At 41.9% G+C, this 18,289-nt stretch carries 15 protein-coding genes; 11 read left to right on the top strand and 4 right to left on the bottom strand.

The features are described from left to right. Window positions 1-40: 40 nt before the first annotated feature. Window positions 41-664 carry a DapH/DapD/GlmU-related protein gene (locus tag ENLAB_RS04715; protein ID WP_077451819.1) on the bottom strand — a complete coding sequence of 208 codons (624 nt, stop codon included), beginning with the start codon at window positions 662-664 and terminating at the stop codon, window positions 41-43. 94 nt (window positions 665-758) lie between these two features. Here ENLAB_RS04715 and ENLAB_RS04710 point away from each other — a divergent pair, with 94 nt between their 5' ends. The 5 genes from ENLAB_RS04710 (at window position 759) to ENLAB_RS04690 (ending at window position 7,815) form a co-directional block, all read left to right on the top strand. Continuing rightward, on the top strand, window positions 759-1,952 hold the full coding sequence (locus ENLAB_RS04710) for an NAD(P)-dependent oxidoreductase (protein WP_244352864.1): 1,194 nt from the start codon (window positions 759-761) through the stop codon (window positions 1,950-1,952). 54 nt (window positions 1,953-2,006) lie between these two features. Next, the gene (locus ENLAB_RS04705) at window positions 2,007-2,660 is read left to right on the top strand and encodes a GntR family transcriptional regulator (RefSeq protein WP_244352862.1); all 654 of its coding nucleotides are present in this window, start codon (window positions 2,007-2,009) and stop codon (window positions 2,658-2,660) included. A 135-nt stretch (window positions 2,661-2,795) separates the two neighbouring features. After that, window positions 2,796-4,010 carry a quaternary amine ABC transporter ATP-binding protein gene (locus ENLAB_RS04700; RefSeq protein ID WP_005228609.1) on the top strand — a complete coding sequence of 405 codons (1,215 nt, stop codon included), beginning with the start codon at window positions 2,796-2,798 and terminating at the stop codon, window positions 4,008-4,010. Then, window positions 4,003-5,727 carry an ABC transporter permease/substrate binding protein gene (locus tag ENLAB_RS04695; RefSeq protein WP_005228611.1) on the top strand — a complete coding sequence of 575 codons (1,725 nt, stop codon included), beginning with the start codon at window positions 4,003-4,005 and terminating at the stop codon, window positions 5,725-5,727. The genes ENLAB_RS04700 and ENLAB_RS04695 overlap by 8 nt, the downstream gene beginning before the upstream one ends. Window positions 5,728-6,054: 327 nt before the next feature. Next, entirely contained in the window at window positions 6,055-7,815 is a 1,761-nt protein-coding gene (locus ENLAB_RS04690) for a glycoside hydrolase family 43 protein (RefSeq protein WP_244352860.1), read from the top strand. Between the two features lie 44 nt (window positions 7,816-7,859). Here the strand turns inward: ENLAB_RS04690 and ENLAB_RS04685 are convergent, their stop codons facing one another. Next, a complete protein-coding gene (locus ENLAB_RS04685) occupies window positions 7,860-8,690 on the bottom strand; it encodes a helix-turn-helix transcriptional regulator (RefSeq protein ID WP_244352859.1) in 831 nt (276 codons plus the stop codon). A gap of 170 nt (window positions 8,691-8,860) precedes the next feature. Here ENLAB_RS04685 and ENLAB_RS04680 point away from each other — a divergent pair, with 170 nt between their 5' ends. From ENLAB_RS04680 to ENLAB_RS04655, 6 genes are all read left to right on the top strand, one after another. Next, on the top strand, window positions 8,861-11,275 hold the full coding sequence (locus ENLAB_RS04680) for a glycoside hydrolase family 2 TIM barrel-domain containing protein (RefSeq protein ID WP_244352858.1): 2,415 nt from the start codon (window positions 8,861-8,863) through the stop codon (window positions 11,273-11,275). After that, complete coding sequence (locus ENLAB_RS04675) at window positions 11,272-12,759, top strand: glycoside hydrolase family 30 protein (RefSeq protein ID WP_244352857.1); 1,488 nt, start codon at window positions 11,272-11,274, stop codon at window positions 12,757-12,759. The genes ENLAB_RS04680 and ENLAB_RS04675 overlap by 4 nt, the downstream gene beginning before the upstream one ends. A 17-nt stretch (window positions 12,760-12,776) precedes the next feature. Continuing rightward, complete coding sequence (locus tag ENLAB_RS04670; RefSeq protein ID WP_244352856.1) at window positions 12,777-14,063, top strand: ABC transporter substrate-binding protein; 1,287 nt, start codon at window positions 12,777-12,779, stop codon at window positions 14,061-14,063. 71 nt (window positions 14,064-14,134) lie between these two features. Then, the gene (locus ENLAB_RS04665) at window positions 14,135-15,052 is read left to right on the top strand and encodes a carbohydrate ABC transporter permease (RefSeq protein ID WP_241508679.1); all 918 of its coding nucleotides are present in this window, start codon (window positions 14,135-14,137) and stop codon (window positions 15,050-15,052) included. After that, window positions 15,053-15,922, top strand: a complete 870-nt coding sequence (locus tag ENLAB_RS04660; RefSeq protein WP_016619769.1) for a carbohydrate ABC transporter permease — start codon at window positions 15,053-15,055, stop codon at window positions 15,920-15,922. A 65-nt stretch (window positions 15,923-15,987) separates the two neighbouring features. Then, window positions 15,988-16,686 (top strand): DUF624 domain-containing protein, encoded by a 699-nt coding sequence (locus ENLAB_RS04655; protein WP_244352855.1) that lies wholly within the window; start codon window positions 15,988-15,990, stop codon window positions 16,684-16,686. A 103-nt stretch (window positions 16,687-16,789) separates the two neighbouring features. Here ENLAB_RS04655 and ENLAB_RS04650 read toward each other — a convergent pair whose 3' ends face one another. Together ENLAB_RS04650 and ENLAB_RS04645 are read right to left on the bottom strand one after the other, a co-directional pair. Further along, entirely contained in the window at window positions 16,790-17,626 is an 837-nt protein-coding gene (locus ENLAB_RS04650) for a histidinol-phosphatase HisJ family protein (protein ID WP_244352854.1), read from the bottom strand. Between the two features lie 19 nt (window positions 17,627-17,645). Further along, window positions 17,646-18,287: a sugar O-acetyltransferase gene (locus tag ENLAB_RS04645; RefSeq protein WP_244352852.1), complete on the bottom strand. Its 642-nt coding sequence runs from the start codon at window positions 18,285-18,287 to the stop codon at window positions 17,646-17,648. Window positions 18,288-18,289: the final 2 nt, after the last annotated feature.

The raw sequence follows: 18,289 nt of genomic DNA, 5'->3' as shown, positions 1-18,289 counted from the left end.
TTATCATTCATTCCTCGTACTAAGCGGAAAAAGCGCATAATCAACGGGTGTATTTTACTACAAAATCTTCGATTGGGAGCCGGAAATCCGGATAGCGTGCTTCTAATTCTGCACGACTCCAATTCCACCAAGCGATTTCTTTTAAAGCAGTGATCGTTTCTGGATCAAAGCGGTATTTGATCACTTTTGCTGGAACCCCGCCGACGATCGCATAAGGCGGCACATCTTTGGTTACGACTGCGTTTGAGGCGATCACGGCACCATCACCGACGGTCAAACCAGATTGGATCACGGCACCGTGGCCGATCCAGACATCATTGCCAATGACGGTCGTTTTTGCTTTGCGTTTTTCTAAGAAGGACTCGTCCTTTGGCGCAAATCCATAGCCTTCGCCATTATAGGCAAAAAGATGCTGACTAGGGCGTTCATAGGGATGATTGGTGGGGCCGATGCGGACCATCGCTGCGATACTGATAAAACGTCCTAATTGACTGTTCTGAATAAAGCAATATTGCCCCGTATAGGTATAATTGCCGATGGAAGAATGATCAATGTGATTGGCTTCGCCAATTTCGACATAGTCTCCTAAAGTTGTGTCTTGAAGCTGCGAGTCTTTGCCGACGATCGGCTGTTCATCTGGAAAATTTGTGATCGATAGGTGCATAGTAATCATCCTCTCTTGCGTATTGCTATCATTTTACCGCACTTTTTTGTACTATTTGACTAATACGCACTAAAGACAAAAGGAGGTCTGCGTTATGGAGACGATTTATCAGTTAGATAAGATGACCGAAATGATAGCTAAGCGAGCAATCAAAAAAGGATACGCGTTAAAAAATCAAGCGGCCCCAGAGGCGCTGTTTGTACGCAGTTCAACGGTTCCTAACGAATTGATCACACCCAAATTAGCTGTGATCGCTCGCTCAGGAACAGGCACCAATACGATCGATTTGGCACGGTGTACTCAAAATGGCACAGTAGTCTTCAATAGTCCCGGTGTCAATGCCAATGCAGTCAAAGAATTGGTGCTCTCCAATTTGTTTCTCAGCGTTCGCCCCTTATTCAAAGCCATCCAGACGGTAGCCGATTTGCAAGAAGAGCTAACGTCAGGTCAAATTGAAGCAGAAGATGTGTTGAAGGTAGCTGAAGAACGGCGAAAAGAAGTGATCGGCGAAGAATTAGCTGGAAAAACCATCGGTATTTTAGGCTTAGGAGAGATCGGTGAACGGGTGGCAAAAGCCTGTCACCAGTTAGGAATGGAAGTCCTCGGCTATGCCCGTACGAAAAAAGCGGCCCACGATTACGAACAAGTCAGTGACTTGCACGTACTGTTGGCCGAATCAGATTTTGTGGTGGTTTTGCTTCCTTTGAGTCAAGAGACCCACGGCTTGCTGAATCGCCGAACGATTCAGCAGATGAAAAAAAATGCAGTGCTGATGAATTTTGGTCGTGGGGAGATCGTGGAAGAAACAGCCGTCTTAGAAGCATTAGCCAAAAATCAGCTCAAACAATACATCACTGATTTTCCTAGTGCGGGCTTGATCGGCCAACCGAAAGTATTGTGCTATCCGCATATTGGCGGTAGTACTACCAATGCCTTGGAAAAAGGGGATCACGTAGTTTTTGATCGCATGCATGCCTATTTGCGCGCTGGGACGATTCAAGAATCGGTCAACTTTCCTCATGCAGAGTTGCCTTTTTTGGCACCGTATCGCTTGGCGCTGTTTTATCACGACAAGCCTGGTGCTTTTGCCCCATTATTGCGGATCATTTCTGAAGCAGGTGTAGATATCGATAATTTGACAAGTGAAAGAAAAGCCGGAGTCGCCTATACCTTGATCGATCTTGATGAGACAAATGAAACGCTGCTGCAAGATCTGCAAAAACAGATGCAGCAGGCAGGGGCAATCATTCGTGTACGTTTGATCAAAAATCCGCGAATCAGTGAATAGTTGCCACCAACAATGTTTCTTGTTATGATGAAAAAAAAGTAAAGGAAGTTCATCATGACGAATAAGTTTCAAGATAAAAAGAAGGTCGCTTTGCCTCGTTATCAGCAGATTGCCGTGGCGATCGCGGAACGAATCGTTGAAAATCGCTACCAAGTTGGGCAAAAGATCCATGCACGCTCAACGTTAGCCAGCAATTTCAATGTCTCTCCTGAAACAGCCCGCAAAGCGATCAATGTATTAGTTGATTTAGAAATCATGGACGTCCGTCATGGCAGCGGCGCCTATATTGCTTCAAAGGAAAAAGCACAGGCCTTTGTGGAACAATACCAAGATGTGCAGTCGATCCAAGAAATTAGACAAGATATTTTAGACAGTGTGGAGCGGCAGCAGCAAGAGCTGGATAATTTTTCTGACTTGTTGAACACGTTAGTGCAGCAGACCAAAAAGGTACACCACATGAGTCCGTTTGTGCCCTTTGAACTTCAGTTGACGGAACAAGCGCAGCATTTGGAAAAAAGTATCAATGAATTGAATATTTGGCAAGCCACAGGGGCGACGATTATTGCAATCCAAACAACCGAAGAATTGTTGTTGTCACCAGGACCTTATGCGAAATTTAGTGCAGGCAATACGATTTATTTTGTCGGAAATGAACTGGCGTTGCAGCGCATGACCAATTTCTTCTATCCAACGGACTATTCAGCGTAATTCTTTTTCTTGATTCCCATGCTTTTTTTGTAAAAGAAAAAGCATTGGGAAATTTTTTTTGACAAAGTGACCACATCTTGTTAAGATAGTATGGTCACTTTCGTGAAATTTTTCAGAAAAAGGAGTATTAATCATTTGAGTAAAGTTAAAGTGGAACATTTAACCAAAATCTTCGGTAAGAAAAAGCAGCAAGCTCTTGCCATGGTCAAAGAACAACGTAGCAAAAACGAGATTTTAGAAAAAACAGGTGCCACCGTCGGGGTCTATGATGTGAACTTTGAAGTCAACGAAGGCGAGATTTTCGTCATCATGGGCCTTTCTGGAAGCGGGAAGTCAACATTGATTCGCCTCTTGAATCGATTGATCGAGCCGTCTGGCGGAGATATTTACATAGATGGCGTAGATGTTGCCAAAATGAGTAAAGAAGAACTGCGAGAAGTTCGTCGTCACAAAATCAACATGGTTTTCCAAAGCTTTGGCCTTTTCCCTCATCGGACGATTTTAGAGAACACCGAATACGGACTAGAAGTCCGTGGGGTCTCGAAAGAAGAACGAACAGCGAAAGCGGAAAAAGCGTTAGAAAACTCAGGATTGCTTTCTTTTAAAGACCAATATCCTGACCAGCTGTCTGGAGGGATGCAACAGCGTGTGGGACTTGCCCGTGCGTTAGCCAATGATCCAGAGATCCTCTTGATGGACGAAGCCTTTTCAGCACTCGATCCGCTGATTCGCCGTGAAATGCAAGATGAACTTTTAGAACTACAAGCCAATGTTCAAAAAACGATCATCTTTATCACCCATGATTTGAACGAGGCCTTGCGGATCGGTGACCGGATCGCTTTAATGAAAGATGGTCAGATCATGCAGATCGGTACAGGAGAAGATATTTTGACGAATCCTGCCAACCAATACGTGCGTGATTTCGTGGAAGATGTCGATCGTTCCAAAGTCTTGACTGCGCAAAACATCATGGTTCCAGCATTGACGACGAACATCGAGATCGATGGACCAAGCGTAGCATTGAACCGGATGCGGAAAGAAGAAGTCAGCATGTTGTTAGCCGTCGACAAACGTCGTCACCTAAAAGGAAGTTTGACAGCCGAGTCTGCTCGTGAGGCACGGAAAAACAATCTGACCTTGAAGGAAGTTATTGATAAAAATGTTAAAAAGATTGATAAAGATATGCTGGTAACGGATATCTTCAATTTGATCTATGATTCGCCTACACCTTTAGCCGTGGTAGAAAACGATCGTTTGATCGGAGTCGTGATCCGCGGAAGCGTGATTGAAGCGTTGGCTGAGACCGATTCAGCCGCTCAAGCAGAGGAAGGGGTAGTGACAAATGGATAATTTCTTACAACATACGATTCCGGTAGCTGATTGGGTCGAAAACTTTACTGATTGGCTAACAGGAACTTTCAGTGGATTGTTTTCAGCCTTACAGTCTTTCGGACAATTTATCATGGACGCTATTACAAATGTATTATTGTTTGTACCACCGTTGTTAATGATCGTCTTATTGACGGCTGCTGCCTTTTTCGTTTCACGCAAAAAATTCGGCTTGCCAGCCTTTACTTTTGTTGGGTTGCTGTTCATCTATAACCAAGGGTTATGGACAGACTTGATGAACACCGTGACGTTGGTCTTGTTGTCAAGTTTGGTTTCGATCATCATTGGGATTCCACTAGGGATCTTAATGGCGAAAAGCGAAAAAGCGCAAAGCATCGTGACGCCAATCTTAGACTTTATGCAAACGATGCCTGGTTTCGTTTATTTGATTCCTGCGGTTGCTTTCTTTGGGATCGGCATGGTTCCTGGGGTCTTTGCCTCAGTGATCTTTGCTCTACCACCAACCGTTCGGATGACGAACTTAGGGATTCGCCAAATTTCTCGTGAATTGGTAGAAGCCTCTGATTCCTTCGGTGGGACTGGCTGGCAAAAACTGATCAAATTAGAATTGCCACTAGCCAAAAGTACTATTTTGGCTGGGGTCAACCAAACGACGATGCTGGCATTATCAATGGTCGTGATCGCGTCAATGATCGGGGCTCCTGGATTAGGGCGTGGCGTCTTGTCCGCCTTACAACGAGCACAAGTCGGTAACGGGTTTGTCAGTGGGGTATCCTTAGTTATTTTGGCGATCATTATGGATCGCTTTACCCAGAATTTGAACCGTTCGGCACATCAAAAAGCAGCGAGCAAGACGAGTCGCAAACAAAAACGTCTTTTTGGCGGGATTGCTGCAGCGGCAGTCGTTGCTTTAATTGGCGCATCGTTTGCCTTTGGAAATGTTTCTGACAGCAAAGGCACGGTGAACTTGGCGTATGTCGAATGGGATACGGAAGTTGCATCTACCCATGTGGTGGCAGAAGTCTTGTCGCAAATGGGCTACGAAGTCAATACGACGCCATTGGATAATGCCATCATGTGGGAATCTGTGGCAAAAGGGGAAGTTGACGGGATGGTTGCTGCTTGGCTGCCATCTACGCATCAATCTCAGTATGAACAGTACCAAGACCAAGTCGAGAACTTGGGTCCTAACTTAGAAGGGGCAAAACTGGGGATCGTTGTCCCAAGCTATATGGATGTAGATTCCATCGCAGACCTTTCTGACGAAGCTGGCAAAACCATCACTGGTATCGAACCAGGCGCTGGTGTCGTAAATGCAGCGGAAAATACGGTTGCGACGTATGACAACCTTTCAGATTGGAATGTCGCTACCTCTTCTTCAGGAGCGATGACAGTGGCATTGGGCCAAGCCATCAAGAACCAAGATGAGATCGTTATTACTGGTTGGTCTCCACATTGGATGTTTGCGAAATATGATCTGAAATATCTGGATGATCCTGAAGGAACAATGGGTGAAGCAGAAAGCATCAATACTGTTGTACGCCAAGGATTAGCAGATGACATGCCAGAAGTTTACGAAGTACTTGATCGTTTCAACTGGACACAAGAAGATATGGAAGAAGTCATGTTAGCAATCAATGACGGAACGTCAGCCGAAGATGCAGCCAAAGATTGGGTAGCCAATCACCCAGAAGAAGTTGCTGCTTGGACGAACTAACTTCTTTCAAATAAGTGTATTAAATCTTCAAACGATTTTAATGTTGAGTTAGCACACATCCGAAAGTGGATGTGTGCTTTTTTTGATCGTTTATTTGCTGCACAAACTTCAGGTATAAAGAAAATGAAAGAATAATGGCTGACGATTTTTGACAAGAGATAGCAAAAAATGGCAAGTCAATGGAATCGCTCGTGTAAGAAAATAGGAAAGCAAGTGTTTCAAAATCTTATAAAAGTTCGTTCATCAACTTATACAAATTCACGGGGACTTCTATAAAATGAGAGAGAAGGAAGTCGAGTGCATAGAGAAGGAATTAGGAGGGATTGAATGACAGCTTATTTATTTTGTCATTTCACTGGCGAGCAAAAAAATGGTGAACAAGTATACTTTAGTGTGAGCAAGGATGGATTGACTTTTACAGATTTAAATCAAGGCCATCCCGTTTTGAAAAGCGATCTTGGGGAAAAAGGAGTCAGAGATCCTTTTCTGGTTAAGGGGAAGGACACGTATTATCTCATTGCGACAGATTTGCGTATTGAAAAGGGACTTGGCTGGGCACATGCTCAAATCAATGGTAGCCGCCAGATGGTTATCTGGTCATCAACGGATCTTGTGTATTGGACAAACCCATGGACCGCAACGATTGCTCCAGAAGGTGCAGGGAATTTGTGGGCGCCAGAGGCAATTTATGACGCAGAAAAAGAGACATTTTTTGTCTATTTTGCTGCAAAGGTTAATGGAAAACATAAGATTTATTCTGTTTCTACTATGGATTTTCAGACGTTTACTGAGCCTGTGCTATTTATTGAAAAAACGATGGATGTGATCGATACAACGATTGTTTTTAGTCAGGGGTATTATTATCGTTTTACAAAAAACGAAGAAAATAGTCGCATTTTTTTAGATCGCAGTCAACAGCTGACAGGAGACTATCAGGAAGTAACTTCTGAATACCTCGCTCAATTAGAAGGGGTTGAAGGACCGCAAGTGTACCAATTACCTGATGGCAAATGGGCGCTGATCGTAGATCACTTTAAAAAAGGCACAGGATATGGGATCGCAGTAAGTGATGATCTCGCAACAGGCGTTTTCGAACCTGTTTCTGCCTTTGACTTCGGTCAATCTATCAAGCGCCATGGTGGGGTGATCACGATCACAGATGAGGAGTATCAACGACTACTGACCTATTATCAACAGAAAAACCCGGTTTTAGAGGGACTTTATGCTGACCCTGATTTGGTTTCATTTAATGGGAAATTTTACTTATATCCAACATCAGATGGTTTTACGGATTGGTCTGGGACAAGCTTTTCGGTATTTGAATCAGAAGATCTCACTCAGTGGACAAATAAAGGAACGATCCTTGATCTAGCATCCGCTCAGGTGAAGTGGACGATCGGTGGTGCGTGGGCACCCTGTATAGCAGAAAAAGAAGGAATGTTTTATTTTTACTTTACTGGAAAAATGGCGGATGGACGCTCAGGAATCGGTGTCGCTTATGCGGATCATCCAACAGGTCCCTTTATTGCAGATGAGAAACCGCTATTGAGTCCTGATCTTATCGATGACTATGGGTTAAACATGAGTCAAGTCATTGATCCATCTGTTTACGTAGAAGCTGGAAAGTATTATCTATTGTTTGGCAATTCTGCGGGAGGGACTGCTGCCATCGTAGCGTTGGGAGATGACATGCGGACTGTCAAACTTGATACGCTAACAGAATATCAAGGGCTGGAAGATTTTCGAGAAGCCATTACTGTTTTGAAAAAAGATGATTTGTATCATTTTACTTGGTCGGGAGAAGATACCCGCAGTGAAGACTATCATGTGAATTATGGGACCTCATCTTCATTGTATGGACCGATTCAGTATCATTATCCTATCTTACAAAAAAATGTTGAGAAAGGCATTTTAGGAACCGGACATCACAGCATTTTGGAACATTCTGATCGATATCATATTGCTTATCACAGCTTTGCTGTTCCACTTAGTAAGTATCCAGAAGAAGCCCGCGGATTTCATCGACAGGTTCGCATTTCCCCATTAGATTTTGACAAAGCAGGCTTTATGAAGCAAGTAGTCGTATAAGAAAAAGGGTGCAGCGATGCATCCTTTTTTGTCTGCAAATTCAGTTAGTTTCTTTTACGAACATTAGAAGGAGCAAGACCATAATGCTTTTTAAATAGTTTACTAAAATAAAAAGGATCATGATAGCCTACTTTTTCTGCGATTTCTTTGACGGTCAAATTGGTATGAAGCAACAGCTCATAGGCATGTTTGAGACGAATCTCGATCAAATATTTAATCGGACTACGACCAGTGATTTTCCGAAAAACTTTTGAAAGTTGGGCAGGACTAATATAAAGCATGTCTGCAAGCATTTCCAAAGTGATGTCTTCTTGATGATGATTCTCCAAATAATAAATCGTATGGTTTACTAGCGTTTGTTTTTGTTTATCTTTTTCAGAAATTACTGACAGGCTATTGTTTGGATCGGAGGGCGTCAAACTTCTTAAAATCAAAGCTAGCATTTCGAGAATGATTCCTTTGCCCATCAAATCGTGATGAATATTATGGCTGTTAAACTCATGGGTCAGCTGCCATGCTTTTTTGAAGAACACTTCTTGATAAATCCCCAAATTGAGCAGGGGATCTTCATTTGGGAAGGTATTAAAAGGAAGTCCTTCGATCAGAATATTAGAAAGGCCGATATGAAGTTCATGGGATTCCATCCCTGCTGGATGGATTTCGGTATGGGGAAGGCCAGGGTTAAAAAGGAGCGTGTCACCAGTATATAGCCTTGTGCGAGTTTCATTGAATTCGTAATCAACGGTTCCTTCTAATACGATGCTGATCTCAATGAAATCATGATGGTGGTAGCCCCGAAGATTTTTCTTTTTATTCCAAAAGTCAACGACATAAATAATTTCAGGATTAAATATATTCGAATGGATGTGGTACATAGTTCCCTCCTATTACCTACGAAAAAGTAGGCGCTTTTTTTTCTTCATATTATATAATACATGAAAATGAATCGGATAGACTATGTTCTTCATTAAATGTTTTAGTAAAATTAAGTGAAAGAAAGCGATTTCTTTATGTGAGTATTGGTAAAAGGGAGGTTAGGGGGTAAATGGAAAAACGTTTTTTGAATGAATGGCGATTCTCAAAACAAGAAGAAAAAGAAGCATGGAAAAAAGATTTTGATGATTCTATTTGGGAAAAGGTAACGATTCCTCATGATTGGGGTGTCTCTTATCCCTTTGAAAAACATTTTTCAAGCGGAACAGGGTATCTATCCGGAGGAATAGGTTGGTATCGAACCAAACAGTCGCTGCAAGAGTTGGGTGACCTTACGAATAAAGTCGTAAAAATTCATTTTGAAGGTGTTTATAAAAATGCACGGGTTTGGATCAATGGCTATCATATGGGGATTAGACCTTCAGGATATGCTTCATTTTATTATGATTTGACAGAGATTTTAACTTACAATTCGGATGATAGCTTGCTTATTAGTGTCCGTGTCGAGCACACAGATTTGGCAGATTCAAGATGGTATAACGGAAATGGACTCACACGTCCTGTTTCTCTTGAAATTCATGATTCTATTTATATCGACGAATACGGAACGAGTTTTTCAACGCCAAGTGTTACAGAGGGGCAAGCGGAGATCATGATCGAACATCGGCTAGTAAATACCTTAAAACAAGACCGTGTTGTTAGGATCGAACAAGTGCTGGAAAGTTTACAAACGGAAAAAGTGGTGAACATAAGTGAGGAAATCCAACTTAACGCAGGGGAACGCCGCACGGTCACATTGAAAGCAAAAATTGAAAAGCCAGAGCTATGGTCACCTGAAGCGCCGAATCTTTATCACCTACGAACCAAGGTGAGTTCTCAAGATGCGTCCTTAAATAGAATTGAGAGCGTATACAACGAGTATGTCGGGATCAGATCCTTTCATTTTGATGCCAATGAGGGCTTTTCTTTAAATGGGCAGCAGTTGAAAATCAAAGGTGTTTGCTTGCACGAAGATGCGGGCTCTTTCGGAACAGCTGTTCCGAGCGAGGTATGGGTACGGCGTTTAATAAAGTTAAAAGAGATGGGGACAAATGCTATACGAATGGCACACAATCCTCATTCGTTTGCTTTGTATCGTTTGTGCGACACCATGGGATTTTTAGTCTTTGATGAAGCATTTGATGAATGGGAAAATCCTAAAAATAAATGGTGGCAAGGTCATAATGTGTATCCACCCAAGTTAGAAGGAGCAGCAGAACATTTTCCAACTTGGTATGAAAAAGATTTGGAAAATATGATTTTACGCAATCGAAACCATCCATCGATCATTGCTTGGAGCATTGGCAATGAGATTGATTATCCCAATGATCCATATGCTAGTCCATTGTTTGCTGAAATGACAGGGAATAATGACAATAGCAAACCAGAAGCTGAGCGCATCTATAATCCACATCGACCTGATATGAGAAGGTTACGCACGATAGCCGAAAAGCTGGTCCGATTGAGCAAAACACTCGATCCGACTCGACCAGTTACCTTGGCAGCAGCTTTTCCAGAATTATCTACGAAAATTGGCTTGATCGATCACTTGGATGTCGTTGGCTATAACTACAAAGAACATCTATACGAAGAAGATCATCGCAAATTCCCAGATAAACCTTTTATTGGGAGTGAGAACAGTCACGGGTTTAAAGAATGGCAAACGGCAAACACTCTTCCGTATATCGCTGGACAATTTTTATGGACGGGCATTGATTATTTAGGGGAAGCCCATGGATGGCCTATTCACGGATCTGGGGCAGGCTTATTGACATTGGCTGGTATTGAAAAGCCTAGTTATTACAAGAGAAAGAGCTGGTGGAGTCAAGAACCGACTGTTTATTTGACAACGATTCCTTACGAGAAAAACAAACGAAGAGCAGAATGGGAACCCACCTATCGAAAATGGTCTTACCCAGCTGAGCAAGAAATTGAAGTAAGGTGTTATACAAATGCAAAAGAGATTCGATTGAAGGTTGGCAACTTGGAAGTACCCGATGTTCGTTATGATGATACCTTTGGTTATTATGTTGCACGGATCAACTATCAGCCAAAAACCTTGTCGGTGGAAGCGGTATTTGAAGAAACGATTCTGTATGACGAAATAAGACCCGAAGCAGCGCCAACTGCTTTGGTAGCTATGAACTATGAAATTCCTCAAAGATGGCGGGAGAAATTGGCTGCAACCGATTTAACACTAAATAAGAACCTTCATCAAATCGAATGCCAAGTCTTAGATTATGCTGAAAATCCGATAGCAGCAGAAGTAATGGTCTATTTAGAAGTCGAAAATGGGACATTACTAGGTTTAGAGAATGGTGATCTAGCAGATACTACCGCTTATACAGAGTCATTCCGTAGAACGATGCAAGGAAAGTTGCTTTGCTTTGTAGCAGGAGAGCGCAAGAAAGAGACAGTTGTGACGCTGCGCTCACCCGGACTACCAGATACACGATTGATTCTAGAGAATAGAGAGGGAAGTACATGATAAAAAAGCGGACACTCCTTATTCCTTTGGTCTTATTGAGTATACTGACAGCGTGTGGAACGGTCGAGGAAAATACACAGAAAGAAAAAGAGCCAGAGACAGATGAAGTCATTGATACGGCGATGATCACCTTAAATACGGCAGAAACCTACCAGACAATTGAAAGCTTTGGCGCAAGTGGTGCTTGGTGGAGTCAAGATGTTGGTGGCTGGATCGAAGAAGAAACAGCAGAACTTTCGAAGCGAGAATATATCGCAGAATTATTATTTGATCCGCTTGAAGGGATTGGCTTGACGTCTTATCGCTACAACTTAGGCGCCGGAAGTACGTTACAAAATAGTCCTCGCATTGAAGATCCCTGGCGACGAGCAGAAAACTTTGAAGAAGGACCCGAAGTCTATGATTGGTCGAAGGATGAAAATGCACGATGGATGCTGAAAACAGCGGTTGATTATGGAATTGATGATATCTATTTATTCGTCAATAGCCCATTGACGAGGCTAACGAAAAATGGCTCTGCGTATGGTGATCAGCTGGAAGAAAAACGCAGTAACCTAGCCCCTGAGAATTATCAGGCATTTGCCAATTACGTCTATGATGTGACGGAACACTTCTTAAAAGAAGACATTCCCGTCACGCATGTGTCGCCAATCAATGAACCACAATGGGATTGGACTGGTGGTCAGGAGGGCACCTACTACGATCCAGCTGAAGTAGTCGCACTCTTAGAGGTATTTATTGAAGAAAAACAAAAAAGACCAGAGTTGAAACAAATAGCGCTATCGATGCCCGAATTAGGAGAATGGGCAAACACCAGCAAGGAATATTTCGAAGCAATCATCGAAAGTGATACATTGATGAATTACTTTGACACGTGGGAAGTCCATTCATATTGGACAACTTACGTCGAGAAAATGAATTTTAAAGAGTGGTTAGACGAACAGGAAATCGATGTTACCTTAAAAATGTCTGAGTGGACAGAAATGATCAATGGTCGCGACTACACTATGGATTCTGCCTTAAATTTAGCCAACGAGATACACGATGATTTAACGATCCTTGATGTGGTTGCTTGGCAATATTGGATCGCAGTCAGTAGTTACGATTATCGAGATGGTCTGATCTATGTAAACTTAGGTTCAAAAGAAATTATTCCGACAAAAAGACTTTGGGGAATGGGGAATTTCAGCAAGTTTATTCGACCAGGGTACACGAGAGTTTCCGCAATCAGCGACGACAAAGAGGTGAATGTCGTAAGCTTTTTGGGAAAAAATGAAGCAAATGAAGAAGAACTTATTACAGTGCTTATCAATAACAGTTTTCAGGAAAAAGAGATTGATCTTCAAGGAGTCGGATTTGGTGAAATCATCAGCTATACGACAGATAGTGAGTCTGATTTAGAAGAGCAGAGCATCACTTCTCAGGAACTGACAATCCCTCGGCAATCGATCGTTACCTTGAAGATCGTTACAACGAATGAATAAGAAAAGGGGAAATGGCTATGAACTTTGGGAAAATTGCTAAAACATCTTTATTGGCGTCTTCAGTAGTCTTATTTGCTGCTTGTGGGCAAGAAAACAACAATAATGATTCGGATGGAGAAATCACGACGATCCAGTTTTATACGTGGGGAGGTGAAGGTGACCTTCCCATCTATGAGCCACGCATCAAAGCCTTTGAGGAAGCGAATCCTGACATAAAAGTAGACTTCGTTCAAGTGCCAAGTGATTATGACACCAAACTGCAAACAATGTATGCCGGAAATGAAGCACCTGACGTTGTCCAAGTGGCAGAAAATGGGCAAAACTTTGCTTCTAAGGGATTATTTATTGATCTTTCAGATTATATTGCGGAATCATCGATTGACGTAGAAAGCAATTGGGGGGATGCAATGACCCAATATACCTATGATGGCCAACCATTTGGTTTGCCGGATAGAGGGGGCCCGGAAATTCTTTACTACAATAAAGACTTATTTGATGAAGCAGGGATCGAATACCCGACAAATGATTGGACGATTGAAGAATACACAGCTGCTGCCGAAAAATTAACAAAAATAGAAAACGGCGAAACGGTTCAGTATGGTGCTAGTGGAATGGATTGGGTACCAAACTGGGGAGTATTTATCAAGTCCAATGGTGGTTCCCTTGTGGAAAATAATGAGGTTGTGATCAATTCTCCCGAAAACTTAGAAGTTCTTACTTGGTTTAATAATCTATACCAAGACGGTTATGTTGGCACATATGAATTTTATGAATCTGTTGCGCAGTCTGGTGCGGATTCAATGTTCTCACAAGGTAGAATTGGTATGTTGACGACAGGATTTTGGAATATTGGCAACTTCACACAACTGGATGATTTAAATTTTGATATTGCACCGATGCCTTTCTTCAATGAAAAAGTTACATGGCCTTTCGGAAGTGCCTTAGCGATTTCTAAGCAATCGACCAAACAAGATGCCGCCTTTCGATTCATTGAATATATGACGAGCGAAGAAGCACAAAAAATTCTTGGTGAAAGTTTAGTGGATTCTCCTGCCAATATCAAAGTATTGAACTCTGAAGAATTTACCAATAGACAAGTAAATGGGAAAGATCTTCGCTTGGACGTCGTAGGAATCTCGACAGAACGTGTTGTGATCGATGGTATTTTCGAAGGTCCTTACTACGGAGAACTGACCGGTGAGTTCAGTAATCAAGTAAAAGAAATGCTCCTTGGCCGTTTAACACCAGAAGAAGCGCTTGAGAAAATGCAAGAATCTGGCGAAAAAATCATGGAACAATATTAATTCAGAGAAAGGATAGCTTAGGGAAGAAAAAATTTTCTTCCTTAAGCACCTTAGTTAAGGAGGGTTTCCTATTGGATAGTTCAGCGACACAACTTCAACTAAATCAAAAAAAGCGTAAGCGGACTCAGTCCCGCTGGTTTTTTGCCTTTGTTTCACCTTGGATCATTGGGTTTGTTTGTTTTACCATTGGACCAATGATTTTTTCGATAATCATGAGTTTTACTGATTGGGATATGTTTTCGGAATTTAATTTTATCGGATTTGATAACTATCTGCGTCTTTTTAAGGATGATATTTTTTTAAAAGCTTTAGCAAATACTTTTCAATATACCTTGATCAGTGTTCCAATCAATTTGTTACTTTCATTAGGTATGGCTTATTTATTGAGCTTTCATTTGAAAGGGATGCGTGTTTTTCGTACCATCTATTACTTACCCTCCATTGTACCAATCGTTGCGAGTACGATGCTGTTTACCCGTTTGCTTTCTTCCAAAGGACTAGTCAACCAGGCACTAGCCTTATTTGGTATCGACGGACCAGTTTGGCTGTTGAGTAAGGACCATGTGCTTTGGAGCTTCGTATTCCTTTCTCTATGGGGTGTCGGTGGAACAATGATTTTGATGTTGTCTGCCATCAATAGTGTGGGGGAAGAAATGTATGAATCGGCACTTCTTGATGGTGCATCCAGATTCAGGATGTTTATTAGTATAACCATTCCCCAAATTTCGCCGATTTTATTTTTCAACCTGATTACCGGAGTCATTGGCTCCCTTCAAACCTTTACTCAAGTGTATATGATGACCGGTGGTGGGCCTGATTATGCCAGCGAAATGATTGTTCCATACCTTTATCGAAATGCCTTTTCATTTTATCGGATGGGCTATGCTTCGGCAATGGCTTGGGTGTTGTTTATGATCGTGATGGTCTTATCCTTGATCGTGCTGAAGAGCTCAAGCTTATGGGTATTTTATGAAGAGGAGGTGAAGTAAGTGTTAGATAAAAATCTATCCAAAGTATCTAAATTATTGATCTATCTGACCTTGATTTTGTTTGCGGGAATTTTGATCATTCCATTCGTTTATATGATTTCGATTGCACTAGCTTCGCCGGAGTCAAATATCAAAGAACAGTTCACTTTACTGCCGATGGAATTCTATTTGTCCAATTTCACCAATTTGTTTAGAGATTCCTTTTCAGGAGAGCGACCAATCTTGTTGTGGTTTTTCAACACGATGCTGATCGTCGTTCTCAGCATTGTTGGACAAATTATTTCTTCGACACTGGTTGCTTTTGGCTTTGCCCGAATGAAGTATAAACATAAAAACAAATTGTTTCTATTGGTATTAGGAACAATGATGTTACCAGGTCAAATCACCTTGATTCCTGTGTTCTTGATTTTTAGAAACTTAGGTCTTTATAACACTCTTTGGCCACTGATCATCCCGCAATTCTTTGGCTCTGCCTATAATATCTTTTTTACTCGCCAATTTATTACGGCGATTCCGGGAAACTTATTTGAAGCAGCAGAAATGGATGGTTTAGGACCATTTAGATCCTTTACCAAAATAGTCTTACCGTTGATCAAACCAGCGATGGCTGCCATTGCTATTTTTACCTTTAACTTTGCTTGGAGCGACATCATGGGTCCTTTGATCTATGTATCAGATACGAGCAAAATGACCTTAGCTTTAGGCGCACAATCTATGTCCGCCACCTCCAATCCAGCGGGTACCGTCAATATGTCGATGTTAATGGTAATGTCATTGCTGCTGACACTTCCACAGATCGTTATCTATTTCTTAGGACAAAAATATTTGTTCCAAATCAATTTGGGGATTGGCAATAGCGGGACAAAATAAGTTGAAGAGCTTATGAAAAAAACTGACGATCGCATATAGAAAAATAGAGTTACAAGGAGCGACAGATGGAAAAAAATATTCGACAACCGGAGATCAATCAAAAAGATAGCTACAAACTGTTTCATCATCTATCTTATTTAAATTATATTATCTATACTTTTCTAGGGACGCTGCTGTTTTGGTTGTTCAATTTACCCCTTCTTTTTTTATTGCTAACAATGGAAATCAAACTTAGCACCTTACCATTGTTTCTCCTGTCCTTCTTGCCAGTAGCCCCAGCTTTTACAGCGTTACTCATCTATTTGAAAGAAGCAAAGGAGAAAGATGGTACCCCAAAAGTATTTTTATTGGCCTATCGCAGGAAATTTAAGCATAGTCTGCTAGGGTGGCTTCCTGTTTTAGTCGTTATTGGGTTATGTAGTGCAAATTTATTGTTACTGAGGGTCACGATCCAAATCACTGAATTGAAATGGCTAAATCTGTTTCTGCTGATCGTCGCCTTGACGTTTGCGATCAACTATTTTTTAGTGGTCGCAACGGCACCGTCTCTTTCAATCAAGGAAGCTCTTTTGCTTAATCTCCAATTATTTATTTTGAAATCCAGCCGATATATGTTAAGTTTTATGATCATCATTAGTAGTTGGCTGCTGTTAGCCTTGGTTCCAATTTATCTGGCATTATTTGGCGTAGGGCTGATTTCCATCTTATTATTACTGAACTTTGCGCCAGTCATGGAGTTTGCGCGAAAGCATTCGGTTCATTGAGCAACAAAAAATCACCTGATCATGGAGCAACCTCGAACAGTTAGACCAAAATTCTAACGAGTCGAGGTCGCTTCAGTGTGCGTTTTATCAGGTGATTTTTAGGTTAAGCAAAACGATGAAAAATCGGCTGCATCTGTTCAAACGTACAGAGTTCAGTAAATCCTAATGATCGTAAAAGATCTTGTCCCTCTTTGATTTGAAACCCGAGCTGCTCTGGTTTATGACTATCGCTGCCGATGGTTAGCACGCTTCCCCCCAAGTCACGATAAAGCTTGAGGATCTCGATCGATGGCATATACCCATTGATTCCGTAACGGTGGGAAGAGGTATTCAGTTCAATGCCTTTGCCATCTTTGATCACGACTTTCAAGATCTCTGCGATTTGTTCTTTCGTTTGTTTAAAAGCGTCCTTCTCTTTATCTAAATAACGACGAATCAAATCCATATGGGCTAAGACAGAATACTGTTTATATGTCGTGACTAGCTGATACATTTCATCATAATAGCGCTCGTAGCATTCCTGTTGGCTGCGTCCTTTTTGAAATTCTCCGGTCCAAAATTCTTGATCGTCTACCTGATGAACGGAAAGTAAAATGAAATCAAAGGGATGCGAACGATAAAGACGGGTAAATTGTGGGATCGTGTGCATTTGTATCCCAAATTCCAGCCCAGTATTTAGCTTGATTTGGTCACTGTATGTTTCCTTTAAGCGTGCCAGTTCGTTAAAATACAAGTCGTAGTAGACATTTTTTACAACTTTATTGGCCCCGACGAGGTACGTATCCGTCGCTTGCCAGTCTTCTTTGACTCCATAATCCACATGATCGGTAAAGCAGATTTCTGCTAAGCCTAGTTTAATGGCGTCTTTGACTACATCTTCCATCAAATACCAAGAATCATCGCTGTAATCACTATGGACGTGATAGTCTGTAAAAATCATGGCGTCTCCTTTTGTTTCGTTATTTTTGCTGCTTCTGCCAGTCTGCTCGTTTTTGATGATAGAGCTGGGCTGCAGTTTCCCAATGTTCTTTGTCAGCCGGCTGAATCTCACGGATCACACGGGCTGGATTGCCGCCGACGATCGTATTCGGCGGCACATCTTTTGTGACGACGGAACCAGCAGCGACGATGGCATGTTTGCCGATCGTGACACCTGGTAAAATCGTACTATTGCCCCCGATCCAAACGTAATCTTCGACGGTGATCGGTAGGCCAAATTCCAAATCTTGACTGCGGACCACAGAATCGATTGGATGACCGGCGGTATAGAAGCTGACCCGTGGTCCCACCATCACATAATCACCAATCAGAATCTTATTGACATCTAAAAAAATGCAATCCATATTGGCATAAAAGTGATCACCAATCTCAACATGGCGACCATAATCAACATAAAGGGGTGGTTGGACAAAGCAATGCTGCCCAAATTTGCCAAAGAGTGCTTTTTCTTTGGCGATGATTCGTTCTCGGTCATCGACTGGTAAGTGGTTGATTTCCTGGACACGTTTTTTTCCCTCCGCTGAACCATTCTCAGGGAGAATGCCAGCAGCTTGATACAATTGACCAGCCAACATCGCTTGATAATCAAAGTCTTCTTTCATTG

The organism is Enterococcus innesii, assembly GCF_022846515.1.
GTDB classification, from domain to species: Bacteria; Bacillota; Bacilli; order Lactobacillales; family Enterococcaceae; genus Enterococcus_D; species Enterococcus_D innesii.
This window is presented reverse-complemented; position numbering and strand designations above follow the sequence as displayed.

Coding starts and splice junctions, on each gene's coding strand:
- ENLAB_RS04680 (WP_244352858.1), top strand. CDS start 8,861: ATGGAAAAACGTTTTTTGAATGAATGGCGATTCTCAAAACAAGAAGAA.
- ENLAB_RS04710 (WP_244352864.1), top strand. CDS start 759: ATGGAGACGATTTATCAGTTAGATAAGATGACCGAAATGATAGCTAAG.
- ENLAB_RS04690 (WP_244352860.1), top strand. CDS start 6,055: ATGACAGCTTATTTATTTTGTCATTTCACTGGCGAGCAAAAAAATGGT.
- ENLAB_RS04675 (WP_244352857.1), top strand. CDS start 11,272: ATGATAAAAAAGCGGACACTCCTTATTCCTTTGGTCTTATTGAGTATA.
- ENLAB_RS04705 (WP_244352862.1), top strand. CDS start 2,007: ATGACGAATAAGTTTCAAGATAAAAAGAAGGTCGCTTTGCCTCGTTAT.
- ENLAB_RS04715 (WP_077451819.1), bottom strand. CDS start 664: ATGCACCTATCGATCACAAATTTTCCAGATGAACAGCCGATCGTCGGC.
- ENLAB_RS04645 (WP_244352852.1), bottom strand. CDS start 18,287: ATGAAAGAAGACTTTGATTATCAAGCGATGTTGGCTGGTCAATTGTAT.
- ENLAB_RS04655 (WP_244352855.1), top strand. CDS start 15,988: ATGGAAAAAAATATTCGACAACCGGAGATCAATCAAAAAGATAGCTAC.
- ENLAB_RS04670 (WP_244352856.1), top strand. CDS start 12,777: ATGAACTTTGGGAAAATTGCTAAAACATCTTTATTGGCGTCTTCAGTA.
- ENLAB_RS04695 (WP_005228611.1), top strand. CDS start 4,003: ATGGATAATTTCTTACAACATACGATTCCGGTAGCTGATTGGGTCGAA.
- ENLAB_RS04685 (WP_244352859.1), bottom strand. CDS start 8,690: ATGTACCACATCCATTCGAATATATTTAATCCTGAAATTATTTATGTC.
- ENLAB_RS04650 (WP_244352854.1), bottom strand. CDS start 17,626: ATGATTTTTACAGACTATCACGTCCATAGTGATTACAGCGATGATTCT.